The sequence below is a fragment of the Nonomuraea sp. NPDC052116 genome (genome assembly GCF_040680035.1).
Taxonomy (GTDB): Bacteria; Actinomycetota; Actinomycetes; order Streptosporangiales; family Streptosporangiaceae; genus Nonomuraea; species Nonomuraea angiospora_A.
The window spans coordinates 315,161-338,783 of the sequence record NZ_JBFAWA010000002.1 but is presented as its reverse complement, the minus strand read 5'-3'; the positions used below and the strand labels follow the sequence as shown (position 1 = coordinate 338,783).

The following is a 23,623-nucleotide window of genomic DNA, read 5'->3' as shown; positions in this document are numbered from 1 at the left end:
AGGAGATCTGGGATGCTCTGCGGCGTGACTGACTCAGAGCACGCCTCCAAGCCCGCAGACGCGTCCGACCCCTTGAACTTTGACCCACTGCGTGTCGGCACCATCGCCTTGTACGCGGGTGCCGGGCTGGCCGTGCTGGTCTTCATCGCCTTCTTGGGGCGGCCGCCGTGGCTGTGGATCGTGGCGGCCTTCGGCATCGCGTTGATCGGGGTGGGCTTGCGCATCGAAGCCGCGATTCGGGCTCGGTCGAAACGCTGACGGGAACAGCGGTTCGCGCCGGGGAGAGGCAGAATCGGGTCATGGTGCGGCAGGAGATCGACTGGAGCAGGCTCAAGGTCACGAGCCGGCAGCAGATCGCGGAGTTACGCGTTGCGCGGGCCCATGAGCGGGAGATGCGCGAGGTGCGCAAATGGCAGCGGCTTTACCGGAATGTGCGCACGGCCTCGATCTTGACCCTCTTGACGGCGTGGGCTGTGGTGGCGGTTCTGCGTGGGGTCGGTGTACTCCCGCCGCTGCTTCCGTAGTGCGCCGCGGGCACCCGATCCGAATGCGCGCGATGGTGAGAGCGCTAAACTTCCAACAACCTTTTCGATAACAGCGGTTCTCATGAGACGGCGGAATTCAGCGTGGAGCGACGCCCTGGTGTGCCCAGACTGCTCAGGGAGATCAACGACCGGGCCGCGCTGGACCTGTTGCTCGCCACAGGCCCCATGACCCGTGGCCAGATCGGCGATCTGACCGGCCTGTCCAAGGTCACGGCCTCGCAGACGCTGGCCAGGCTGGAGGAGCGCGGCCTGGTCGAGGTGGTCGGCGCCCAGGCGGGCGGGCGGGGGCCCAACGCGGCCCTCTACTCGGTGATCCCCTCCAGCGCGTACGTGGCCGGTCTCGAGGTCGGGCCCCAGCTGATCTCCACCGCGGTGGCCGACATCCACGGTCACACGATCGCCGAGGTCACGGTCGACCCCGGCGGCCACGACGACCCCGTCTCGGTGGTCCACGGCGCGATCGTCAAGGCCTGCCGCAGCGCCAAGATCAGCCTCTCCAAGCTGCGCGGCGTCGTGATCGGCACCCCCGGCGTGGTCGATCCGCGCAGCGGCGACGTGCGCTTCTCGTTCGACCTGCCGGGCTGGCACGAGGGCATCCACGAGGCCCTGGCCGGCGACCTGCGGCGCGCGGTCACCATCGAGAACGACGTCAACCTCGCCGCCATCGCCGAGCGGGCCGACGGGGCGGCCAAGGGGCTCGACGACTTCGTCCTGCTGTGGTCCAGCCGCGGCCTGGGCCTGGCGATCATGCTCGGCGGCAAGCTGCACCGGGGCCGCTCCGGCAGCGCGGGCGAGATCGGCTACCTGCCGGTGCCCGGCGTGCCGCTGCCCGAGGACATCCGCACCGAGCCCGGACGGCTGCCCTCGCTGGCGGGCGGCCTGCAGTCGCTGGTCAGCGCCGAGGCGGTGGCGGAGCTGGCCCAGACGTACGGGTTCGCGGCCGACAGCGCGGGCGAGTGCGTCAAGGTCGCGATGGCGGCGGGCGCCCAGGGCGAGCCGCTGCTCGACGAGATCGCCAACCGGCTCGCCCTGGGCGTCGCCGCGGTGTGCGTGATCCTCGACCCCGGGCTGGTCGTGCTGGCCGGGGAGATCGGCCACGCCGGCGGGCCCGCGCTCACGTCCCGGGTGGAGGAGGCCGTGGCCAGGATCTGCCCGGTGCGCCCCCAGGTCGTCACCACGAAGATCACCGACGCCAACCCGGTGCTGCGCGGCGCCGTGCTGGCCGCCCTCGACCAGGCCCGCGAGGAACTGCTGGCGCCTTAGGCGGCGAGCGGCCCGACCAGGCCCGCAAAGGGCTGCCGGCGCCTCAGGCCAGGAGCGGCTCGACCGGGCCCGCGAGGGGCTAGGCCGTGAGCAGTTCGATCGCGGCCTGGGCGTTGGCCCGGGCGGCCCCGTACGTGGCGATGTAGGCGGCGCTGTCGGGGCGCCACACGGGCAGCCCCATCTCGATCACCGTCGCGTCCGGACGGGCCGCCACCAGCGCGGAGACCAGTTCCTGGCTCGCCCGGTGGCGGTGCGCGTCCTTTACCACCACGACCAGGGACCGGTTCACGGCCTTGGCCAGCAGGTCAGGGACGTCGGCGGCCGCGGGCTTGACCCGGACGATCTCCGCGTCCGGCAGCCACGGGCCCACGCCCCACGGCACGTCGCCCACGGCGATCGTCGGCGGGGTGTCCACCTCGATCACCAGGGGCTCGACCAGGGGCTCCGTCGCTCCGGTCAGCCGCACGGCGCGGCGCGCGGCGTGCAGGCCGACCACGTTCTGCTCGGCGGCGACGGGTGCGGGCGCCCCGAACCAGGCCCGTAGCGCCGCCACCCGCGCCGCCGCCTCCTCCAGCCGGGAGAGCGGCAGCCGCCCCTCGCGCACCGCGGAGACGATCTCCGCGATGATGGCCTGGACGTCGTCATAGGTCGGCAGCGGCCCGAGGCACAGCAGGTCGGCCCCGGCCGCGAGCGTCAGCACCGCGCCGCCGGCCAGGCCCACGCTCCTGGTGATCGCCCGCATGTCGAGCGCGTCGGTGATGACCACGCCGTCGTAGCCGAGCTCGCCCCTGAGGAGCCCGGTGAGCGCGGCGCCGGACAGCGTGGCGGGCGTCTCGCCCGTCACCGCCGGCACCGCGACGTGCGCGGTCATCACCGACCTGGCCCCCGCGCCGACCGCCGCGCGGAACGGGGCCAGCTCCCGCTTCCGCAGCACGTCCAGGTCCACGTCCACGACGGGGATCGCCAGGTGGGAGTCCACCCGGGTGGCGCCGTGGCCGGGGAAGTGCTTGACGCAGGCGGCCACGTTCACCGACTGCAGGCCCTCCACGGCCGCCACCGTGTGCCTGGCGACCAGCTCCGGGTCGGGCCCGAACGACCTGGTGCCGATCACCGGGTTGTCGGCCTCGGTGTTGACGTCGGCGCTGGGCGCCATGTCCAGGTTGATGCCGCAGGCGGCCAGCTCCGAGCCGATCGCGCGGTAGACCCGGCGGGTCAGCTCGACGTCGTCCACCGCGCCCAGCGCCGCGTTCCCCGGGTACGGGCTGCCGACGTGGTACGCCAGCCGCGTCACGTCGCCGCCCTCCTCGTCCAGCGAGATGACGGGCTCACCGGCGCCCCGCAGCGCGGACGTCAGGTCGCTCACCTGGCCGGGATCGGCCACGTTGAAGCCGAAGAGCGTGACGCCGCCCAGGCCCTGCTCCAGCTCGCGCAGCACCCATTCGGGCGCCACGGTGCCCTGGAAGGCGACGAGCAGCGTGCCGGCCGCGAGACGGCGCAGCCCCCGATCACTCTGACTCATGGCTCCTCATCGGAATTCAGGCCCAAAGATGGGCAGGGTCGAATAAGGCATTCGCCCTGCGGAGGTCAGCCCTTCACAGCCCCGGCGACCAGGCCGGAGACCATGCGGCGTTGTACGAGAAGGAAGAAGATGACGACCGGGATGGTCATCATCGTGGAGCTGGCCATGATGGCGCCCCAGTCGGTGCCCTTCTGCCCGAAGAAGTACTGCAGGGCGACGGGCATCGTGTATTTCGTCGGGTCGTTGATCAGGTACAGCGCCATGATCAGCTCGTTCCACGCGGTGATGAACGAGAAGATGCTGGTCGCGACCAGCCCCGGGGCCACCAGCGGGAAGAGCACCTTCCAGAAGGTGGTGAACCGGCTCGCGCCGTCGATCCAGGCCGCCTCCTCCAGCGACTTGGGCACGGCGGCCACGAACGTGCGCAGCATCCAGATCCCGAACGGCAGCGTCAGCGCGACCTGCGTGACGATCAGACCGAGCAACTGGTCATAGAGGCCCAGCCGCTTGACGCCGAGGAACAGTGGGATGAGCAGCGCCTCGGCCGGGATCATCTGCGCGACGAGCAGCAGGCTCAGGAACGCCGTGCGGCCCTTGAACCGGAACCGGGCCACGGCGGTGGCCGACAGCAGCGCGAAGACCGCGCCGATCAGGACCGTCCCGAGCGCGACGATGGCGCTGTTGCGCATGTAGAGCCAGATCGAGTGCCCGGCCACGCCGTCGGTGAGCACCCGCGTGACGTGCTCGAAGGTGAAGTGCGTGGGGAACGGGATGAATTCGGTGGTGAAGATCTGGTCGTTCGCCTTGAAGCCGGTGGAGACCATCCAGTAGACGGGGAAGACGGCGACCAGGAAGACCAGGACGCCTGCCGCGTTGAGCGTGGCCTTGCCCAGGCGCCTGCGGGCCTGCGGGCTCTTCACAGCTCCTCCTGCTTGAACATCTGGCGGATGTAGGCCGCGGTGACGATGAGCAGGATCACGGTCAGGACCACCGCGATGGCCGCGCCCGATCCCATCTTCGGCGGGGCCTTGAACGCCTCGGTCACCGCGTACATCGACAGGTTGTAGGCCTCCCGGTTGGTGGTGCCGGCCAGCACGTACAGCTGGGAGAAGACCTTGAAGTCCCAGATGATCGAGAGCACGGTCAGCACCGCGAACACCGGCTTGAGCAGCGGGAAGGTGATCTTCCTGAACGTGCGCCAGGCGCCGGAGCCGTCCACCTTGGCCGCCTCGTACAGCTCGGCCGGGATGCCCTTGAGGCCGGCCAGCACCGAGACCGCGATGAAAGGGAAGCCCGCCCAGACGACGCAGACGATCAGCGCCATGTAGATGGACCAGGCGTCGTTGAGCCACGGCTGACCGGTCCAGTCGGCCCGTCCGAACAGGGCTTTGGAGAGCCCGTCGGGCAGCAGGTTGAGCGCCCAGTTGACGATGCCGGCCTCGGCGTCGAACAGCGAGCGCCAGATCATGCCCTGCGCCACCGGCGGGACCGCCCAGGCGAACATGATGCCGATGATCACGAATAGCGACATCTTCTTGCCGAGCCGGTGCAGCAGGACGCCGACGGCGGTGCCGAGGATCAGCGTGAGCGGCACCGCGATCACCGCGAACACCACCGTGTTGCGCAGCGAGGACCAGAAGATGTCGTTCTCGAAGACCTTGGTGAAGTTCTCGAGCCCGACCCAGGTGGCCGGCTTCTTGCCCGAGATCTGGACGAGTCCCACCTTCTGGAAGGAGATGATCACCATCTGGATCAGCGGCCACAGCAGCAGCGCGCCGATGACCAGCAGTCCCGGGATCAGCAGGACGTAGGGGATCGACCAGGCGGGCAGCCCGCTGGCCCGCGGTGGCCGGTGTGAGCGGCGCCGCCCCGGGGCGGAGGCGCGGCCTCCGCCCCGGGGGGCGAGCGTTGACGTGTTCGTCATAGGTCTCAGGAAGCGTTGAGGATGTCTTCGAGTTCCTTGTTGGCAGCGGCCAGCGCGTCATCCGCGCTCGCCTTGCCCTCGATGACCTTGCGGGCCGCGTTCTGCAGCACCGCCTTGGTCTCGTTGGCCTCCGTCCACTGCGGGTCGGCGGGGAAGGCCTTGGCCTTGGCGAAGGCGGCGGCGAACGGCGCCTGCGCCGGGTCGCTGGACAGCGCGGCGAGGGCCTCGGGGTAGACGGGGAGCAGGCCGCCGTCGGTGGCGTACTTGACGCCCCACTGCTTGTTGGAGGCCAGCTTCACGAACTCCTTGGCCGCGTCCTTCTCCTTCGCGGAGCCCCACACGGCGATGTCGTTGCCGCCGAGGAAGGACTGCGCCTCGCCGCCCGCCTTGGACGGAAGCGGGAAGAAGGCCAGCTTGTCACCCTTGAGCTTGCCCTTGCTGTCCTCCGCGATCCCCGGCAGGTCCCACGACGCGGTGAGGTACATGCCCACCTTGTTGTTGGCGAAGCGGGTGCGGATCTCGGTGGTGTTCTGGTTGAGTCGCGACTTGCCGGACAGGCCGTCGGTCACCAGGCCGGTGTACTGGGCGAAGCCCTCCTTGAAGGCCGGGTCGGTGAGCTTGCCGACCCACTTCTCGCCCTCCTTGACGGCGTAGTCGCCGCCGGCGGTCCAGGCGAGGGCTCCGAGCAGGTGGTTGGCGTCGGAGCCGCCGTTGAAGGCGAAGCCGTCCACGTCCTTGCCCTTCTTGGCCTGGATCTTCTTGGCGGCCGCCACGAGCTCGTCCCAGGTCTTGGGGATCTCGATCTTGAGCTCCTTGAACCAGTCGGCGCGGTAGAGCACCGCCCGGCTGCCGCCGCCCCACGGCACGGCGTACGTCTCGCCGTCGATGGTCTCCAGCCCCATGAGGTTCTTGGGGATCTGGGCCTGGTCGCCGCCCGCCACGATGTCGGTGATCGGCTCCAGGGCCTCCTGGCTCTGCCACAGCGGCACCTGGTCGTTGCCGATCTCCGTCACGTCAGGACCGGTGCCGCCGGCGGCCGCGGCCGTGAACTTGTCGTTGACCTGCGGCCAAGGGATCCACTCGACGTTCACCTTGGCGCCGGTCTCCTTCTCGAACTCGGCGACCAGCTCGTCGGTGTACTTCTGCGCGGCGGGGTTGGTGTCCCCGAGGCGCCAGAACGTCAGCGTCTTGCCGGCGTACTTGGGGCCGCTGCTGGCGGGTGCGGCGGCGCTTGGTGAGGACGAGGGGGTCTCGCTCGAGCCACAGGCGGCCAGACCCAGGGCCAGCGCGGCCGTGCTGACCGTAGCGGCTGTGATCTTCGCGATCCTCACAGGGTTCTCCCTTCCCGGGTGCCGGCCCACGGTCCGCACCAGGCTGATCGTCAATGTCGAACAACGCTGCTAAACTAACAAGAAACTTTCTTAAAAGAAACGCCCGTTAGCCATTCGTGACGAGAGGGGTGCGGTAATGAGTCGAAGCCCGGGAGTCCCCCGGCTGCTGCGCAGGTTGAACGATCGCGCGGCACTCGAACTCCTCCTGATGGACGGCCCGCTCACCCGGGCCGAGCTGGGGGAAAGGACCGGGCTCTCCAAGGTAACCGCAGGTCAGCTGCTCGCTCGCCTGGAGGAGCGGGGGCTGGTCGAGGTCGCGGGGGAGCGCGCAGGGGGCAGGGGGCCGCACGCCGCCCTGTACGCCGTCGTTCCCTCCAGCGCGTACGTCGCCGGGCTCGAGGTCCTGCCCGACAGCCTCAAGGTCGCTGTGGCGGACATCACAGGCAGGGTGGTCGTGGAGATCACGCTCAACCCGTCCGACGGCCGCGACCCGGTCAAGGCGGTCCACGAGGCGGTGCAGCGCGCCTGCGACACGGCGAACGTCAGCCTGTCGCGGCTGCGCGCGTTCGTCATCGGCACTAGGGGGGTGGTCGATCCGATCACGGGCGACGTGCGCTGGTCGTACGACCTGCCGGACTGGCACGTCGGCGTGCTGGCCAGCCTGCGCGAGACGCTCGGCGCGTCCGTCACCATCGAGAACGACGTCAACCTGGTCGCGCTCGCCGAGCACAAGCACGGCGCGGCCGTCGGCCACGACGACTTCGTGGTGATCTGGGCCGGCGTCGGCCAGGGCCTCGGCGTCATGCTGGGCGGCAGGCTGCACCGGGGCATCAGCGGGGGAGCGGGCGAGATCGGCTGGCTGCCGGTCCCCGGCGAGCCGCTGCCGACCGACGTCTCGGAGCCGCAGTCGGGCTCGTTCCAGCGCCTGGTGGGCCACGACGCGCTGCGCGGCCTGGCCGACCGGCACGGCGTGACCGGCAGGACGGTGCCCGACCTGGTGCGCGGCGGCGACGAGGGCTATCTGGACGAGGTGGCGGGACGGCTGGCCGTGGGCGCGGCGGCGGTGACCGTCGTGCTCGATCCCGGGCTGATCGTGCTCAGCGGCGACATCGGCCGGGCGGGTGGCGCGCGGCTGGCCGCCAAGGTGCAGGAGGCGGTGGCCCGCGTCTGCCCCAGCCGGCCGACCGTGGTGACGACCCAGGTCGCGGGCAATCCCGTGCTGCGCGGGGCGCTGGTGGCCGCTCTGGAGCAGGCCCGGGAGCAGGTCTTCTCCGATACTGTGTGAGAATTTCTGCTCATGTGGCTGTCCCCCAACGATGTCGTGCTCATCTCCGACCCCAGGGTGACCGCGCTTCCCGTGCGCGAGTGCGGCGAGCCGCTGGCCGACGTACGCGGGCGGCTGCGCGTGGACACGCGGCTGGCCGACGACGAGGGCGCGTACGCGCACCTGCGCTCTGGCCTGCTCGACCGGCTGGAGCGGGCCGAGCGTTCGCTGCCCGACGGGTTCCACCTGCTGATCGTCGAGGGCTACCGGCCCATCGCCACCCAGCGGCGGATCTTCGAGACGTACCGGGCGGAACTCCACACCACATTCCCCGAAATTTCCCCCGACGAGTCATATATCGCGGCGAGTCGGTACGTGTCCCCGGTCGAGGTCGCCCCCCACACCGCCGGTGCCGCCGTGGACCTGACCCTGTGCGACCCCGACGGCGTCGAGTACGACATGGGCACCCAGGTCAACGACAACCCGGAGCAGAGCGACGGCGCCTGCTATACGGCCGCCCCCAATATCTCCGACGACGCGCGCGCCCACCGCAAGCTCCTCGCCGCCGCCCTGGAGCCCACCGGCCTGGTCAACTACCCCACCGAGTGGTGGCACTGGTCGTACGGCGACCGTTATTGGGCCATGTCCACGGGATTTGCCCACGCCCTCTACGGGCCCATCTGAGCAATCGTTTGCTCCAGGGGTTTTCCCCTGGGCGTGCGCCGGGCACAACCTTCAGTCGGAGGTTTGGACTCCCAGCGAGGTGTGGGTATGGTTCCGTTGATCGGGATCGAAGAGGAATACCTCGTAGTCGATCCCCGCACCCGCCACGTGGCTCCCCGAGCGGCCGATGTCCTGGCCGCGGCGACGGATGTGCTCGACGTGGTGCAAGAAATCACGCGTTTCCAGGTGGAGGCTCGCACGCCGCCCTCCGCCGACCTCAGCGAGCTCGGCTCGCAACTGCGTTCCGCGCGGCAGGAGGTGGCGTTCGCCGCCCGTTCGTGCGGACTGGCCGTCGTCGCGAGCGGCATCCCCGTGCTGGGGAACGTCATGCCGCCGCCGCTCGCCGACGACGATCGCTATCACCAAGGGAGGACGCTCTATCGCGCACTTCATGACGAGATCAGCATCTGCGCCCTGCACGTGCACGTGGACGTGCCCGATGAAGAGCACGCCGTCTACGTCGGCAACCACCTGCGTCCCTGGCTGCCCACGCTGATCGCGCTGGCCGCCAACTCGCCGTTCTTCGTGGGCCGCGACACCGGCTACGCGTCCTGGCGGGTGATCAGCTGGGGTCGCTGGCCGGTGTCCGGCGCGCCGCCGTACTTCCCGTCGTTCGGCGACTACGAGCTGGCGGTGCGCGCGCTCACGGACTCGGGCGTGCTGCTCGACGCCAAGACGGTCTACTGGGACGCCCGGCCGTCGTCCCGGCTGCCCACGGTCGAGATCAGGGTGGCCGACGTGCCGCTCGACGTGAGCGACAGTCTCACCCTGATCGGGCTCATCCGCGCGCTGGTGGTGACCGCGCTGGCCGCGGTGGAGCGGGGTGACCGTGGGCTGCCGATCCCGGCGGAGGTGCTGCGCGCCGCCTACTGGCGCGCGGCCCGCTACGGGCTGACGGGCGACAGCATGGACGTGCGGCACGGCGCCCTCGTGCCCGCGCCGGTGATGGCGGGCCGCCTCCTGGAGCACGTACGCCCGGCGCTGGCGGAGACCGGCGACCTGACGTTCGTCCAGGAGGGGCTGGACCGGCTGCTGCGCAAGGGCTCAGGAGCCATGCGCCAGCGCCGGGTGCACGCCAGGGGCCACGACCTGGCCGACGTGGTGGACGACCTCATCGAGGCCACCGTCGCGTAGCGATACCGCCTAACGCAAGGCAAGCGCCACGGCCACACCCAGGCCGAACGCGACAACGACGCCGCGCAGGACCTTGGCCGACATGAGTTTGGCCAGACGCGTGCCCAGGAACCCGCCGACCAGGCTGGCCGGCGCGATCACCGCCACGGCCTGCCACTGCACGGGACCGAACAGGGAGAACGCCACGACCGACACCGTGCTGATCACCAGCGCGAGCGTGGCCCGCACGGCGTTCACCCGATGCAGGTTGTCGTGCAGGAACATGCCGAGCACCGTCAGGAGCAGTACCCCCATTCCACCGTTGAAGTAGGCGCCGTAACAGCCGCCCAGGAAGACCCCGGCGTACACGAGCTTGCTGGGCGGCCCGTCGGCCTCACCGCCGAAGAGCCTGCGCAGCCACGGCTGGGCCAGCAGCGCCAGGCTGGCGAAGGCCACCAGCCACGGCACCAGCGACTCGAACAGCCGGCCGGGCGTGAGCAGCAGCAACGCGCTGCCCACGCCCGCGCCCAGCACGGTCGTGACCGACAACGCCGCCGCCCGGCGCCGCTGGCCGCGCAACTCGGCCCGGTAGCCGAGCACGCCGCCCAGGTAGCCGGGCCACAGCGCCACCGCGTTGGTCACGGACGCGGTCAGACTCGGATAACCCAGCGCCAGCAGCGCGGGGAACGAGATGAGCGTCCCGCCGCCCGCCAGCGCGTTCACCACACCGGCCAGCAGACCGGCGCCCAGCATGAACAGGAGATCCGTCATCGGCCGACTGCGTAGCCCTGGGCGCCGCGCGGGTTGGCGGCGGCCTTGAGGAACCCGCCGTCACGGGCGACGGCGCTGAGCCTGCCGAGCGTCCACGAGCCCTGCACCTCGACCTCGTGCCCGCGCCGCCGCAGCTCGGCTGTCACGCCCGCGTCCACCCGGTCCTCGACGTGCAGCACGCCGGGACGGGAGCCGCGCGGGAAGAACGAGCTGGGGAAGTGCTCGGAGTGGAACATGGGGGCGTCGATGGCCTCCTGCAGGTTCAGCCCGCCGTGGACGACCGCGAGGAAGAAGTTCAGGCTCCACTGGTCCTGCTGGTCGCCGCCGGGGGTGCCGAACGCCAGCCACGGCCTGCCGTCCCTGAGCGCGAACGACGGCGTCAGCGTGGTGCGCGGACGCGTGCCGGGGCGCAGCGAGGCGGGCAGCCCGTCCTGCAGCCAGAACATCTGCGCCCTGGTGCCCAGGCAGAAGCCCAGCTCGGGGATGGTGGGGGAGCTCTGCAGCCAGCCGCCGCTGGGGGTGGCGGAGACCATGTTGCCGTAGCGGTCCACGACGTCGAGGTGGCAGGTGTCACCCTTCACCGTGCCGTCGCGGGCGACGGTCGGCTCGCCGACGCCCTGCGGGGAGCGCGCGCCGGAGACGCCGGGGGCGTCGCTCGCCGTGCCGGGCGCGGGGTAGTCGGGCAGCCTGGGCACGCGGCCGCCCGGGGCGCCGGGCCGCAGTTCGAAGCTGGCTCGCGCGCCTATGAGCTTGCGCCGCTCGGCGTTGTAGGCCTCGCTGAGCAGGTCGGACACGGGGACGTCGGTGTCGCCGTACCAGGCCTCGCGGTCGGCGAAGGCGAGCTTGGCGGCCTCCGTCACCGTGTGCACGTAGTCGGCGCCGAGGAACTCCATCCCGTCCAGGTCGAAGCCCTGCAGGAGCGCGAGCTGCTGCAGGAACACCGGCCCCTGCCCCCACGGCCGCGTCTTGTAGACGGTGTGGCCGCGGTAGTCGAAGGCGAGCGGCTCCTCGACCGAGGCCGACCAGCGGGCCAGGTCGTCGCCGGTGAGCAGCCCGCTGTGCGCCTCGCCGCTGCTGTCCCGCCAGGCCGTCTTGGCGCAGAACTCGGCGATCGCCTCGGCCACGAACCCCTCGTACCAGGCGCGACGGGCGGCGTCGAGCTGTCCTTCGCGGGTGCTCGAAGCGGCCTCGGCCTCGGCGACCACCCGCCGGTAGGTGGCCGCCAGCACCGGGTTGGCCAGCTTCGACCCCGCCGCCGGGACCCGGCCGCCGGGCAGCCAGGTCGCCGCCGACGTGGGCCAGTCGTCGTTGAACAGTCCTTCGACCGACTCGATCGTGGCCGCGATGCGCTCCAGCACCGGCACCCCGTGCTCGGCGTAGTGGATCGCGGGGGCCAGCACGTCGGCCAGCGACCAGGTGCCCCAGCGCTCCAGCATGAGCATCCAGCCGCCGAACGCCCCCGGCACGGTGGCCGCCAGCAGCCCCGTACCGGGCACGATGTCCAGGCCCAGCCCGGTGTAGCGCTCGATGGTGGCCGCGGCCGGGGCCACGCCCTGCCCGCACACCACGGACACCTTCTGCTCGTCCTCGCTCCACAGCAGGATCGGCACCTCGCCGCCGGGGCCGTTCAGGTGCGGCTCGGCGACCTGGAGCACGAACCCGGCGGCCACCGCCGCGTCGAAGGCGTTGCCGCCGCGTTCCAGCACGCCCATGCCGGTGGCCGAGGCCAGCCAGTGCGTGCTGGCGACCATGCCGAAGTCGCCCGTCAGCTCGGGCCTGGTGGTGAACAAGATCTCTCCTTCTACAGATTGGCGGCCGCGTCGGGGACGCGGTCCACCGTGACAAGATGACACGCGGCCGGATGGCCGTTGCCGCGCGGGTCCTGAAGCAGCGGCTCCTCGGTACGGCAGGCGTCGTACGCCAGCGGGCACCGCGTATGGAACCGGCACCCGGACGGCGGGTCGACCGGGCTGGGGACGTCCCCGCCGAGCACGATCCTGCGCCGCTCCCGCTGCCGGACCGGATCGGGCACCGGCGCCGCCGACAACAGGGCCTGCGTGTACGGGTGCCGCGGCGCGGCGAAGATCTCGGCCGTCGGGCCGGTCTCGACGATCTTGCCCAGGTACATGACGGCGATCCGGTCGGCGAGAAACTCCACCACCGACAGGTCGTGCGTGATGAACAGGCACGAGAACCCCATGTCCCGCTGCAGGTCCGTGATCAGGTTGAGCACCGACGCCTGCACCGACACGTCCAGCGCCGACACCGGCTCGTCCGCCACGACCAGCTTGGGCTCCAGGATCAGCGCCCTGGCCAGCCCGACCCGCTGCCGCTGCCCGCCGGACAGCTCGTGCGGGAACCGGGAACGCATCTCCTGCCGCAGCCCCACCTTCTCCAGCATGGCGGACACGCGTCCGGAGACCTCACGCCGGTCGGCCACCTTGTGCCGCAGCAGCGGCTCGGCGACGATCTGCCCGATCGTGAAACGCGGGTTGAGCGAGGAGTAGGGGTCCTGGAAGACCATGTGGACGTCCCTGCGCAGCGGGCGCATGGCCCGGCGCGACAGGTGGGTGATGTCGCGGCCGTCCAGCTCGATGGCCCCCGAGGTGGGCTCGGTCAGGCGCAGCACGCACTTGCCGACCGTGGACTTGCCGCTGCCCGACTCGCCGACCAGGCCGAGCACCTCGCCCTGGGCGAGCTCCAGCGACAGGCCGTCCACGGCGCGTACCTGGCCGTAGTGCTTGACCAGGTTGTCGATCCGCAGGATCACTGCTTGCCTCCCGGGTGGAAACAGGCCGCCAGATGGCCGTCCGCGTGCCGTTCGAGCGGGGGTCTGGCCGCGCGGCAGTCGCCCTGGGCGCGCGGGCAGCGGGCCTGGAACGCGCACTCGTCGGGATCCGACAGCGGCGAGGGCACCATGCCGGGGATCTCGGCCAGGCGGCCGCCGACCGCCGCGGACGGGAGCGCGTTCATCAGGCCCAGCGTGTACGGGTGCCGCGGGTTCGCGAACAACTCGGCCACCGGGGCCTGCTCGACGGCGCGGCCGGCGTACATGACCACGGCCCGGTCGGCGATGTCGGCCACCACGCCCAGGTCGTGCGTGATGAGGATGATCGCCGTGCCGAGCCGGTCGCGCAGGTCGCGGAAGACGTCCAGCACGCCCGCCTGGATCGTCACGTCGAGCGCCGTGGTGGGCTCGTCCGCGATCAGCACCCGGGGCGAGCAGGCCACCGCGATCGCGATCATCACGCGCTGGCGCATGCCGCCGGAGAGCTGGTGCGGGTACTCCTTCATGCGGCGCTGCGGCGCCGGGATGCCGACCAGCTCCAGCAGCTCGACGGCGCGGCTCCTGGCGGCCTGGCGCGAGAGACGCTCGTGCCTGCGCAGCACCTCGGTGATCTGGTATCCGACGCTGAACGACGGGTTCAGCGAGGTCATCGGCTCCTGGAAGACGACCGAGACCTCCTTGCCGCGTACGTGCCGCAGGTCCGCCTCGGGGAGCGTGGTGAGCTCGCGCCCGTCCAGCCTGACCGAGCCGGACAGCCGGGTCGTCTCGGGCGGCAGCAGCCTGGGCACCGACATCGCGGTGACCGACTTGCCGCAGCCGGACTCGCCGCACAGCGCCAGGATCTCGCCCTCGTCCAGCGTGAGCGAGATGTCCCTGACCGCCTGCACCAGGCCGTCCTCGGTGTCGAAGCCGACCCTCAGGTCGGTGATCTCCAGCAGGCTCATCGGCCGCTCCTCGGGTCCAGAACGTCCCGCAGCCCGTCGCCCAGCAGGTTGAAGCCGAGCGTGGCCAGCGCGATCATGATCCCGGGCCAGACGGCCAGCCAGGGTGCGTCGCTCAGATACTGCTGCGCGGTCGTCAGCATCACGCCCCACGAAGGCGTGGGCGGCTGCACGCCCAGCCCCAGGAACGACAGCGTGGCCTCGCCGATGATCGCCCCAGGGATCGCCACGGTGGCCTGCACGATGAGCGGGTTGAGGCAGTTCGGGAGCACGTAACGGAAGATGAGGTGCCCGTCGCCCGCGCCGTCGGCGACGGCCGCGGCCACGTAGTCCATCTCCCTGACCGCCAGCACCTCGCCACGGGTGATCCTGATGACGGCGGGCAGCTGCGAGAAGCCCAGCGCGAACACCACACCCTTCAGCGAGGGCCCGATGATCGCCGCCAGGCCCACCGCGAACACCAGGAACGGGAACGCCAGCGTCACGTCCACCAGCCGCATCACGACCGGGTCGAGCCAGCGCCGGTAGAACCCGGCGACCAGGCCGATCGGGATGCCCACGGCCATCGCCAGCAGCGTGGAGAGCACGCCGGCCTGCAACGACACCTGCGCGCCGTGCGCGATCCTGGCGAACGCGTCGCGGCCCAGGTCGTCGGTGCCCATCGGGTGCGCGCCCGACGGGGGCGCGAGCGTGGCCAGGTAGTCCTGCGCGGTGGGGTCGCCGGTCACCAGCGGCCCGATCAGCGCCAGCAGCACGAACGCGACCACCAGCACCAGCCCGGCCATCGGCATCGGGCGCCGCTTGAAACGCCGCCACAGCCTAGTCATTCGCGCCCCCCGACAGCCTGATCCGGGGGTTGAGGAACGCGTACACGATGTCGACCAGCAGGTTGACCAGCACGTACCCGATGACCGTGATCAGCACGACGGCCTGGATGACGGGGTAGTTCCTGGTCAGCACCGCGTCCACGGTCAGCTTGCCGAACCCGGGGATCACGAAGATCTGCTCGGTCACCACCGCGCCGCTGATCAGCGCGCCGAGTTGGAGGCCGAGCACCGTGACCACGGTCGTCAGGCTGTTGCGCAGCGCGTGCGCGCCCACGACCTTGACCTCGGACAGGCCCTTCGACCTGGCGGTCCGGACGTAGTCGGCCGAGAGCGCGCCGAGCATGGCCGAGCGGGTCTGCCGCATGAGGATGGCGGCGAAGCCGGTGCCGAGCACGAGGGCGGGCAGGATCATGCGCTGGAGGTTCTGGCCGGGGTCCTGGGTGAAGGGGACGTACCCGGAGGCGGGCAGGACCCGCCAGGTGACCGCGAACAGCAGGATGCCGAGCAGGCCGAGCCAGAAGTGCGGCACTGACAGCCCGGCCAGGCCGAACCCGGTGGCCAGGTAGTCGGCGAGCCGGCCGCGCCGGACGGCCGCGACGATGCCCGCGCCCACCCCGACGACGATCGCGACCAGCATGGCCAGGGCCGACAGCTCCAGCGTCACCGGCAGCCGCTCGGCGATGATGTCGATCACCGGGAGCTGGTCCTGCGTGGAGCGGCCGAGGTTGCCGGTCAGGGTCTGGCCGACGTAGTCGAGGTACTGGGCGGGCAGCGGCTTGTCCAGGCCGAACTCGTGCCGGATGGCCTCGATCACGGCGGGCGAGGCCTCCTCGCCCGCCATGACCGTGGCCGGGTCTCCGGGCAGCGCCCTGATCCCGAGGAAGATCAGGACGCTGGCCAGGAACAGCACGATCACGGCCGATCCGCAGCGCCGGAGGATGAACCAGAGCATTACGCGGTGAACCCGGCGGTGACGAAGCGCGGCAGGCCGTCCTTGAAGTACTGGACGCCGGCCACGTTCTTGCTCATGCCCAGGTAGTACTTGTTGTGGTACAGGTACAGGACGCCTCTCACCTCGGCGGCCTTCTTCAGGGCGCCCGCGTAGAGCTCGGCCCGCTTGACCGGGTCCGACTCGGCGGCGGCCTGCTTGATCGGGTCGTCGATGCCCGCGTCGGACATGCCGCTGTAGTTGTTGCTGCCGCGGCTGGTGATGAGGTTCGTGAGGTTGCCGTCCGGGTCGACGCGGCCCGACCAGCCGTTCAGCAGGACGTCGAACTTGCCGGACTTGCCCTGCTCAAGTGTGCTGACGAACTCGGCGGTCTGCACGTTAACGTTGAAGCCCGCCTCCTTGGTCATCTGCTGGATGACCTGTGCGAGGCGCACGTTGGTGGCGTCGTTCGGGCTGGTGAGCGTGACCGGGACCGGCGTCTGCACGCCGGACGCCTGCACCAGCTGCTTGGCCTTGGCCAGGTCACGCGCCGGGCACTGCAGGTCCTTGGCGCGGTACGGGCTGTCCACCGGCACGGGGAAGCAGTCCACCTCGTGCAGGCCGTTGTAGACGGTCTTGTTGATCACGTCGCGGTCGAGGGCCAGCTCGAACGCCTCGCGCAGCTGCGGGCTCTTGGCCAGCGCCGTGTTCACCGTGCCGGGCTTCTCGGTGGAACCGCCGGCGTTGCCGGTGTTGATCGTGATGCCGTAGTAGCCGAGGCCGCCGCCGGACACGACCTTGAGGTTGGGGTCGCTCTGCACGCCCTTGACCGTGGTGGTGGCGAGGTTGTCGCCCACCTGGACGTCGCCGGACTTCAGGTTCGCGGCCCGTACGTTCGGGTCCACGATGATTTTGTATACGAGCTTGTCGAGCTTGACCTTGGCCGCGTCGTAGTAGTCGGAGGCCTTCTCCAGCACGATCTGGCTGCCGGACGTACGGCTGGCGAACTTGAACGGCCCGACGCAGACCGGGCTCGCGCCGAAGTTGTCGTTGCCCGCGTCCAGGGCCTTGGGCGACATGATCATGCCGGCGCGGTCGGCGAGCTGCGCGGTCAGCGGCGTGAACGCCTGCGTCAGCGTGAGCTTGACCGTCGTGGGGTCGACGACGGTCACCTTGGACACCGCCGCCAGGTCGGCCTGGCGCGCGGACTTCTCCCAGGTGCGGTGCCGGTCCAGCGACTTCTTGACCGCCTCGGCGTCGAACGCCGTGCCGTCGTTGAACTTCACGCCCTCGCGCAGCTTGATCGTCACCTCCTTGCCGTCGCCGGAGACCTCGGGCAAGGCGCCGGCCAGCTGCGGGACCAGGTTCGACTGCGCGTCGATGTCGAAGAGCTTCTCGCACATGTTCGCGAACACCTCGCGGCCCACCAGCGTGGTCGAGATGCTCGGGTCGAGCGCGTCGGGGTCGGCGCTGAGCGCCACGTTGAGCGTGCCGCCCGCCTTGACCGGCCGGTTGTCGGCCGAGGCGTCGGCTATGGAGGGAGGGGCTGCGGGGGTGCCGCTCGATCCGCCTCCGCCGCAAGCTGTCAGGGCAAGGGGGAGAACGGCGAGCGCCGCGACGAGCCTGGGGGACGGTCTCATGGGGCCTCCGTTGAAAGGTTTAGGAGACTGTATACAAGACCTCACATTTCACTGGTGTTTCCTGACCCTGTGTTGTTATCTGAGTGTTTTCTAATCGTTCGGGGGATTTTCCCTGCGGATCGCCGCCAGGAACGACCGCCTGGCCGCGGCCACGTGCGCGATGGCCCTGGCCTGCGCCTCGTCCTCGTCGCCCGCCGCGATGGCCTCGCACAGGCTCAGGTGCTCGGTCCAGGAGTGCGGCCCGCGGGCGGCGGCGGTCTGGCTGAAGACCCACTGCGCCCGCAGGAGCATGGGCTTCATCATCAGACTCAGGTACGAGTTGCCCGCCGCCTCGCCGACGGCCAGGTGGAAGGCCGTGTTCAGATCGGCCACCTCCTCCAGCCGCCCGTTCTCCACGGCCTCCTTGGCCTGCTCCAGCACCTGCCGCAGCCGCACGGCGGACTCGGGGGTGCGCTTGCGCGCGGCCAGCCGCGCCGCCAGGCCCTCGACCGCCATGCGCACGTCGAAGAGCTCCTCACCCTCCGCCGCCGACAGCCGCGCGACGGTGGCGCCGAACCGGGGCACGACCTCGACGAACCCCTCGGCGGCCAGCACCCGGATGGACTCGCGCACGGGGTTGCGCGACACGCCGAGCAGCGCGGCCAGCCGGTCCTCGACCAGCCGCTCACCCTGGGCGAGCTCGCCGGAGAGTATGCGTCGCCGCAGCTCCTTGGTGACCTCGTCGCGCAAGGTCGGATGGGCCGCGCCCAGCGTCAAATCAGCCATGAGGCGACAATCGTATACAGTCCGCCCACCTCCCCCACCCATCCCGCCCCCACCCTCAACCACCAACCCAACCCCTGCCCCCACACCCCCTCGCCCCGGCCACGGCCCTCGACCTCCGCACCTCCGGCTCCCACACCGCCGGCTTCGGCCCCGGCCCTTCCCGGTCGCCTCCGCCCTTCCGAAACCTCGCGCCTCCGGCTCCCGCACACCGCCGGCCCCACATTTCGGCCCCGGCCCTGCCCTGTCGCCTCCGCCCTTCCGGCCCCCGCGTCTCCGGAGCCCACACCGCCAGCCCTTCACTTTCGGCCCCGCGGACTCCGCGCCTCCGCACCGCCGGCTCCCGCGCTCTCGGCCCTCGCGCCCCGCGGTCGTCGCGTCGGAGCTCAGGAGCGTAGGCGTAGCCCGCGGGGGGTGGGGTGGAAACCGGCCGCCTCCAGGGCCGCCGCCAGTGGCGACTCGACGATGGCCGTGCCGTCGGCCCGTTCCACGGTCAGCTTCCCGAGCGCCCCGTCCCGCACGGCCAGCGCGAGGGCGTCGACGGCGGGCTGCAGCCGGTCGTCGTCGGCGAACGACAGCAGCGTTTTGCCGCCACGTTCGACGTAGAGCACCAGGTGCCCGTCCACGAGCACGACCAGCGAACCCGCCTTCCGGCCAGGCTTGTGCCCGAGTTCGCCAGGGTGTTGCGGCCAGGAGAGCGCGGCGCCGTACGGGCTGGCCGGGTCGGCGGCGGCCAACACCACGGCCCTCGGCCCGCCCCCAGAGCCGGACGCCAAACCCCCAGCCCCTGAACCGGGCCTAAAGCTCCCAGCCCCGGAGCCGATCCCCGGACCGCCGGCCCCCGAGCCGGACCCCAAACCCCCAGCCCCGGAGCCGGACCCAAAACTCCCAACCCCCGAGCCGGCCCCTGGGGAGAGCCCCGGATCGCCGGACGGGGCGAGGCCGGGCGCCATGGCGCGCATCCGGTCGACCGCTCCCGGCAGGGCGAACTGCGCGCCCCCGAGGCCCTCGACGAAGTAGCCCCGGCGGCACCGCCCGCTCTCCTCGTACGCCCGCAAGACCTGATATACGGGCGTAAATCCCCCAGGAAGTCGTTCCGACGTCACCGCGCCCCGGGTCACCACACCGTGCCGTTCCAGCAGTACCTCGGCCTGAGCGTGCGCCCGCTGGGTGGTGTCGGCGGCGGGCGCGGGCAGCAGCCACCACCGGCCGCCCACCGTGGGCGGCCCGCTCCGGCTCGGCAGCACGGCCCGGCGCCGCCGCGTGGTGGCGGGTCGGTGCGCGGGGCGGCCGGTGCCGAGCGTGGCCCGCAGCGGCGCCAGCGTGTCGCCGGAGATCCGCCCCGCCCACACCAGATCCCACACCGCCGCCGCAAGGGTGGCGTCGTCCAGGGACCCGAGCTGGTCGGAGATGCCGCGGAAGAACAGCGCGCCGCCCCCGCCCAGCAGCTCCAGCACGCGTTCGTGCAGAGGGGTCATCGTGATCTCGGCGGGCTCGGGCAGGAGCAGCGGCGCGGTGTCGCCGTAGTAGAGCGACACCCATCCGTCGCCGCCGGGCAGCGAGCCCTGCCCCGCCCACATCACCTCGCCCGACGAGGTCAGCTCGTCGAGCAGCGCCGGATGGTAGCCGGGCACCCGCGCGGGCAGCACCAGCGTCTCCAGCGCGGACGCGGGCACGGCGGCCCCTTGGAGTTGTTCGATCGAGCGGACCAGCGCGTCCATGGCCCGGGCCGCCTCGCTCGCGCCCCGGCCGCCGGCCGCTCCCGCGGCTCCCGAGCCGGTGATGCCGTGCCAGGCGGGCAGGAAGCGGGCCAGGGTCTCCGGCGCGACCGGCTCGACCTCCTTGCGCAACCGGGCCAGCGACCTGCGCCGCAGCATCCGCAGCACCCCGGCGTCGCACCACTCCTCGCCCCGCCCGCCGGGCCGGAACTCCCCGTTCACGACCCGCCCGGACGCGGCCAGCCGGCGCAACGCGTCCGTCACCACGGCCACGCCCAGCCCGAACCGGGCCGCGGCCGAGCCCGCGTGGAAGGGCCCGCGGGTGCGGGCGTGCCGCGCCACCAGGTCGGCCAGCGGATCGGCGACCGGCTCCAGGAACGCGTGGGGCACTCCGACCGGCAGCGGCACGCCCAGCGCGTCACGCATGCGGGCCGCGTCCTCGATGGCCGCCCAGTGCTCCTCGCCGGCGATGCGTACGCGGATCGCGCGACGCGAGCGTTCGAGCTCCGCCAGCCAGGCCGGGTCACCGCCGCGCACGCTCACGTCGGGCGCGAGCAGCGGCCCGTGGGAGCGCAGCAGGTCGGCGAGGTCCTCCAGGTCGCGCAGCGGCCGGTCGAGCCTGGCCAGCTCGCGCTCGGTGTCGGAGATCACGTCGGGGTCGAGCAGCTCGCGCAGGTCGGCCTGGCCCAGCAACTCGGCCAGCAGCGTGGTGTCCAGCGCCAGTGCCTGGGCGCGCCGCTCGGCCAGGGGCGCGTCGCCCTCGTACATGAACGCGCCCACGTAATGGAACAGCAGCGACGCCGCGAACGGCGAGGCCTGCGAGGTCTCCACCTCCACCAGCCGCACCCTGCGCGCGGCGATGTCCCGCATGAGCTGGACGAGCCCCGGCACGTCGAAGACGTCCTGCAGGCACTCGCGCATGGTCTCCAGCACGATCGGGAACGAGGCGTACTGCGAGGCCACGCCCAGCAGGTGGGCGGCGCGCTGGCGCTGCTGCCACAGCGGGCTGCGCTTGCCCGGCGTGCGGCGCGGCAGCAGCAGCGCCCGCCCCGCGCACTCCCTGAACCGGGAGGCGAACATGGCCGACCCGCCCAGCTCCTCCGTGACGATCTGCTCGATCTCCTCGGCGTCGAACTCGGCCACGTCGGTCGGCGGCTCGGCCAGCGTGTCGGGGATGCGCAGCACGATGCCGTCGTCGGAGTGGACCGCCTGCACGTCGATGCCGTAGCGCTCGCGCAGGCGCCGGTTGATCGCCAGCGCCCACGGGGCGTGCACCCGCGCGCCGTAGGGGGAGTGGATGACTACGCGCCAGTCGCCGAGCTCGTCGTGGAAACGCTCGACGAGGAGGGTGCGGTCGTCGGGGACGTAGCCGGTGGCCTCGCGCTGCTCGTGGAGGTAGGACAGCAGGTTTCCGGAGGCGAACTCGTCGAGCCCTGCCTCCCGCATGCGCTCGGTCGAGCCGTTCTTGGCCTGCTCGCGCAGGAACTGCCCGATCGCCTTGCCCAGCTCGGCTGGGCGCCCGGGCGCGTCGCCGTGCCAGAACGGCAGCTTGCCCGGCTGGCCCGGCGCGGGCGAGACGAGCACCCGGTCGGTCGTGATGTCCTCGATCCGCCAGGACGTCGCGCCCAGCACGAACACGTCTCCCACCCGCGACTCGTAGACCATCTCCTCGTCCAGCTCGCCCACCCGGGAGGCCTTCTCGCCCACCAGGAAGACGCCGAACAGGCCGCGGTCGGGGATCGTGCCGCCGTTGGTGACCGCCAGCCGCTGCGCGCCCGGACGCCCCTGGAGGGTGCCGGTGACCCGGTCCCACACGATGCGCGGCCGCAGCTCGGCGAACTCCTCGCTCGGATAGCGCCCGGCCAGCATGTCGAGCGTGGCCTCCAGGGCGGTCCTGGGCAGCGTGGCGTAGGGGGCGGCCCGCTTGACCACGGACTCCAGCTCGTCGACCGTCCACTCGTCGAGCGCGGTCATCGCCACGATCTGCTGCGCCAGCACGTCGAGCGGGTTACGCGGATAGCGCAGCTCCTCGATCTGGCCGCTCTTCATCCGCTCGGCCACCACGGCCGTCTGCACCAGGTCGCCCCGGTACTTCGGGAAGATCACACCCTTGGACACCGCGCCGACCTGGTGGCCCGCCCGGCCGATGCGCTGCAGCCCGCTGGCCACGCTCGGCGGCGCCTCCACGCACGCGACCAGGTCGACCGCGCCCATGTCGATGCCCAGCTCCAGGCTGGAGGTGGCGACCACGGCGGGCAGCCGGCCCGACTTGAGCGCCTCCTCGATCTGCGCCCGCTCCTCCTTGGAGACCGAGCCGTGGTGCGCCCGGACGATCTCGGTCACGACACCCTTGCTCGCCCCGGCCTGCGCCATCATGTCGGCGGGCATCCGCTGGGGCTTCTCCGGCGATGAAGGCGTCTCCCAGATGGAGAGGTCGATGGCCTCGACGCCGCCGCCCTCCCGCTCGTACGCGAGCTCGTTGAGGCGGGTGCACAGCCGCTCGGCCAGCCGCCGCGAGTTGGCGAAGACGATCGTCGAGCTGTGCGCCCCGATCAGGTCGAACAGCCGCTCCTCCACATGGGGCCAGATCGACCGGTTGCCCGGCTCGGGGGCGAACTCCTCCCCGCCCTCCGGCTGTGGCCGGCCCTCCATCTCCGTCATGTCCTCGACCGGGACGACGACCTCGACCTCGATCCGCTTCTCCGACGGCGGCTGCACGACCGTGGCCGGTCGCGTGCCGCCCAGGAACGCCGCCACCTCGCTCACCGGCCGCACCGTCGCCGACAGCCCGATCCGCTGCGCCGGCCTGTCGAGCAGCGCGTCGAGCCGTTCCAGGCTGAGCGCCAGATGAGCGCCGCGCTTGGTGGCCGCGACCGCGTGGACCTCGTCCACGATCACCGTCTCCACGCCCCGCAACGCCTCGCGCGCCTGGCTGGTGAGCAGCAGGAACAGCGACTCCGGCGTCGTGATCAGGATGTCGGACGGCTTGGCGGCGTAGCGCCTGCGGTCTTCTGAGGGGGTGTCGCCCGAGCGGATCGCCACCGAGATCTCCGGCACCGGCAGCCCGAGCCGGCGCGCCGTCTGCTTGAGCCCGGCCAGCGGCGCGCGCAGGTTGCGCTCGACGTCCACGGCCAGGGCCTTGAGCGGCGACACGTACAGCACCCGCGTCCCCTTCGGCGCGTCTTTGCGCCCGGCGGCGGCCGCGGACGCGGCGGCGCCTTTACGTACGGCGGCCTCGGACGCGGCGGGCCCGGCCCCGGGTGTGGCGGCGGGGCCGGTCTTCTCGAACGCCAGTCTGTCGAGCGACCACAGGAAGGCCGCCAGCGTCTTGCCCGACCCGGTGGGAGCGACGACCAGGGTGTTGTCGCCGCGCGAGATCGACTCCCACGCCCCCTCCTGGGCGGCCGTGGGAGCTTCGAAGGCCCCGGTGAACCATTGCCTGGTCACCTGGCTGAACTGGTCTAGCGAGCTCACCAGCACATATTGCCTCGCGCCACCGACAGAAAACGCATTTGGCTCCCCGGCGAGCGGTTGAGCGGGGGCCTTGGCGGACATACAGCGACCGT

19 protein-coding genes are annotated in these 23,623 nt (G+C 71.5%); 6 read left to right on the top strand and 13 right to left on the bottom strand.

Features of this window, described 5'->3' with window-relative positions:
• Nucleotides 1-24 precede the first annotated feature (24 nt).
• From AB0L65_RS04430 to AB0L65_RS04420, 3 genes are all read left to right on the top strand, one after another.
• Nucleotides 25-258 (top strand): hypothetical protein, encoded by a 234-nt coding sequence (locus tag AB0L65_RS04430; RefSeq protein WP_364240186.1) that lies wholly within the window; start codon nucleotides 25-27, stop codon nucleotides 256-258.
• A 41-nt stretch (nucleotides 259-299) separates the two neighbouring features.
• Nucleotides 300-524 carry a hypothetical protein gene (locus AB0L65_RS04425; RefSeq protein WP_364240184.1) on the top strand — a complete coding sequence of 75 codons (225 nt, stop codon included), beginning with the start codon at nucleotides 300-302 and terminating at the stop codon, nucleotides 522-524.
• A 102-nt stretch (nucleotides 525-626) separates the two neighbouring features.
• Nucleotides 627-1,808: an ROK family transcriptional regulator gene (locus tag AB0L65_RS04420; RefSeq protein ID WP_364240183.1), complete on the top strand. Its 1,182-nt coding sequence runs from the start codon at nucleotides 627-629 to the stop codon at nucleotides 1,806-1,808.
• Nucleotides 1,809-1,887: 79 nt separating this feature from the next.
• On the opposite strand, the gene AB0L65_RS04415 is transcribed toward AB0L65_RS04420, so the two are convergent.
• The 4 genes from AB0L65_RS04415 to AB0L65_RS04400 form a co-directional block, all read right to left on the bottom strand.
• Nucleotides 1,888-3,327, bottom strand: coding sequence for a glycoside hydrolase family 3 protein (locus AB0L65_RS04415; protein ID WP_364240181.1), 1,440 nt, complete (start codon nucleotides 3,325-3,327; stop codon nucleotides 1,888-1,890).
• A gap of 65 nt (nucleotides 3,328-3,392) precedes the next feature.
• Nucleotides 3,393-4,247 carry a carbohydrate ABC transporter permease gene (locus AB0L65_RS04410; RefSeq protein ID WP_350724762.1) on the bottom strand — a complete coding sequence of 285 codons (855 nt, stop codon included), beginning with the start codon at nucleotides 4,245-4,247 and terminating at the stop codon, nucleotides 3,393-3,395.
• Nucleotides 4,244-5,251: a sugar ABC transporter permease gene (locus AB0L65_RS04405; protein ID WP_364240179.1), complete on the bottom strand. Its 1,008-nt coding sequence runs from the start codon at nucleotides 5,249-5,251 to the stop codon at nucleotides 4,244-4,246. The genes AB0L65_RS04410 and AB0L65_RS04405 overlap by 4 nt, the downstream gene beginning before the upstream one ends.
• Before the next feature lie 5 nt (nucleotides 5,252-5,256).
• Complete coding sequence (locus AB0L65_RS04400; protein WP_364240177.1) at nucleotides 5,257-6,582, bottom strand: extracellular solute-binding protein; 1,326 nt, start codon at nucleotides 6,580-6,582, stop codon at nucleotides 5,257-5,259.
• A 136-nt stretch (nucleotides 6,583-6,718) separates the two neighbouring features.
• On the opposite strand from AB0L65_RS04400, the gene AB0L65_RS04395 reads away from it, so the two are divergent.
• The 3 genes from AB0L65_RS04395 (at nucleotide 6,719) to AB0L65_RS04385 (ending at nucleotide 9,703) form a co-directional block, all read left to right on the top strand.
• Nucleotides 6,719-7,867, top strand: coding sequence for an ROK family transcriptional regulator (locus AB0L65_RS04395; protein ID WP_364240176.1), 1,149 nt, complete (start codon nucleotides 6,719-6,721; stop codon nucleotides 7,865-7,867).
• 12 nt (nucleotides 7,868-7,879) lie between these two features.
• The gene (locus AB0L65_RS04390) at nucleotides 7,880-8,530 is read left to right on the top strand and encodes a M15 family metallopeptidase (RefSeq protein ID WP_364240174.1); all 651 of its coding nucleotides are present in this window, start codon (nucleotides 7,880-7,882) and stop codon (nucleotides 8,528-8,530) included.
• A gap of 87 nt (nucleotides 8,531-8,617) precedes the next feature.
• Nucleotides 8,618-9,703, top strand: a complete 1,086-nt coding sequence (locus AB0L65_RS04385; protein WP_364240173.1) for a glutamate--cysteine ligase — start codon at nucleotides 8,618-8,620, stop codon at nucleotides 9,701-9,703.
• 9 nt (nucleotides 9,704-9,712) lie between these two features.
• Here AB0L65_RS04385 and AB0L65_RS04380 read toward each other — a convergent pair whose 3' ends face one another.
• The 9 genes from AB0L65_RS04380 to AB0L65_RS04340 form a co-directional block, all read right to left on the bottom strand.
• Entirely contained in the window at nucleotides 9,713-10,453 is a 741-nt protein-coding gene (locus AB0L65_RS04380; protein WP_364240171.1) for a sulfite exporter TauE/SafE family protein, read from the bottom strand.
• Nucleotides 10,450-12,243: a gamma-glutamyltransferase family protein gene (locus AB0L65_RS04375; protein WP_364240170.1), complete on the bottom strand. Its 1,794-nt coding sequence runs from the start codon at nucleotides 12,241-12,243 to the stop codon at nucleotides 10,450-10,452. The genes AB0L65_RS04380 and AB0L65_RS04375 overlap by 4 nt, the downstream gene beginning before the upstream one ends.
• An 11-nt stretch (nucleotides 12,244-12,254) precedes the next feature.
• Nucleotides 12,255-13,223: an oligopeptide/dipeptide ABC transporter ATP-binding protein gene (locus AB0L65_RS04370; RefSeq protein ID WP_364240168.1), complete on the bottom strand. Its 969-nt coding sequence runs from the start codon at nucleotides 13,221-13,223 to the stop codon at nucleotides 12,255-12,257.
• Nucleotides 13,220-14,185, bottom strand: coding sequence for an ABC transporter ATP-binding protein (locus AB0L65_RS04365; protein ID WP_364240167.1), 966 nt, complete (start codon nucleotides 14,183-14,185; stop codon nucleotides 13,220-13,222). The genes AB0L65_RS04370 and AB0L65_RS04365 overlap by 4 nt, the downstream gene beginning before the upstream one ends.
• Nucleotides 14,182-15,009 carry an ABC transporter permease gene (locus tag AB0L65_RS04360; RefSeq protein WP_364240165.1) on the bottom strand — a complete coding sequence of 276 codons (828 nt, stop codon included), beginning with the start codon at nucleotides 15,007-15,009 and terminating at the stop codon, nucleotides 14,182-14,184. The genes AB0L65_RS04365 and AB0L65_RS04360 overlap by 4 nt, the downstream gene beginning before the upstream one ends.
• A complete protein-coding gene (locus AB0L65_RS04355; RefSeq protein WP_364240163.1) occupies nucleotides 15,002-15,961 on the bottom strand; it encodes an ABC transporter permease in 960 nt (319 codons plus the stop codon). The genes AB0L65_RS04360 and AB0L65_RS04355 overlap by 8 nt, the downstream gene beginning before the upstream one ends.
• Complete coding sequence (locus AB0L65_RS04350) at nucleotides 15,961-17,577, bottom strand: ABC transporter substrate-binding protein (RefSeq protein WP_364240162.1); 1,617 nt, start codon at nucleotides 17,575-17,577, stop codon at nucleotides 15,961-15,963. The genes AB0L65_RS04355 and AB0L65_RS04350 overlap by 1 nt, the downstream gene beginning before the upstream one ends.
• Before the next feature lie 90 nt (nucleotides 17,578-17,667).
• Complete coding sequence (locus AB0L65_RS04345) at nucleotides 17,668-18,342, bottom strand: GntR family transcriptional regulator (RefSeq protein WP_364240160.1); 675 nt, start codon at nucleotides 18,340-18,342, stop codon at nucleotides 17,668-17,670.
• Nucleotides 18,343-18,725: 383 nt separating this feature from the next.
• Nucleotides 18,726-23,531, bottom strand: a complete 4,806-nt coding sequence (locus tag AB0L65_RS04340; protein WP_364240158.1) for an ATP-dependent helicase — start codon at nucleotides 23,529-23,531, stop codon at nucleotides 18,726-18,728.
• Nucleotides 23,532-23,623: the final 92 nt, after the last annotated feature.

Excerpts from the sequence above, each read along its gene's own strand:
- AB0L65_RS04365 (WP_364240167.1), bottom strand. The coding sequence starts at position 14,185 with ATGAGCCTGCTGGAGATCACCGACCTGAGGGTCGGCTTCGACACCGAG.
- AB0L65_RS04350 (WP_364240162.1), bottom strand. The coding sequence starts at position 17,577 with ATGAGACCGTCCCCCAGGCTCGTCGCGGCGCTCGCCGTTCTCCCCCTT.
- AB0L65_RS04405 (WP_364240179.1), bottom strand. The coding sequence starts at position 5,251 with ATGACGAACACGTCAACGCTCGCCCCCCGGGGCGGAGGCCGCGCCTCC.
- AB0L65_RS04380 (WP_364240171.1), bottom strand. The coding sequence starts at position 10,453 with ATGACGGATCTCCTGTTCATGCTGGGCGCCGGTCTGCTGGCCGGTGTG.
- AB0L65_RS04390 (WP_364240174.1), top strand. The coding sequence starts at position 7,880 with ATGTGGCTGTCCCCCAACGATGTCGTGCTCATCTCCGACCCCAGGGTG.
- AB0L65_RS04345 (WP_364240160.1), bottom strand. The coding sequence starts at position 18,342 with ATGGCTGATTTGACGCTGGGCGCGGCCCATCCGACCTTGCGCGACGAG.
- AB0L65_RS04415 (WP_364240181.1), bottom strand. The coding sequence starts at position 3,327 with ATGAGTCAGAGTGATCGGGGGCTGCGCCGTCTCGCGGCCGGCACGCTG.
- AB0L65_RS04360 (WP_364240165.1), bottom strand. The coding sequence starts at position 15,009 with ATGACTAGGCTGTGGCGGCGTTTCAAGCGGCGCCCGATGCCGATGGCC.
- AB0L65_RS04395 (WP_364240176.1), top strand. The coding sequence starts at position 6,719 with ATGAGTCGAAGCCCGGGAGTCCCCCGGCTGCTGCGCAGGTTGAACGAT.
- AB0L65_RS04385 (WP_364240173.1), top strand. The coding sequence starts at position 8,618 with ATGGTTCCGTTGATCGGGATCGAAGAGGAATACCTCGTAGTCGATCCC.
- AB0L65_RS04425 (WP_364240184.1), top strand. The coding sequence starts at position 300 with ATGGTGCGGCAGGAGATCGACTGGAGCAGGCTCAAGGTCACGAGCCGG.
- AB0L65_RS04355 (WP_364240163.1), bottom strand. The coding sequence starts at position 15,961 with ATGCTCTGGTTCATCCTCCGGCGCTGCGGATCGGCCGTGATCGTGCTG.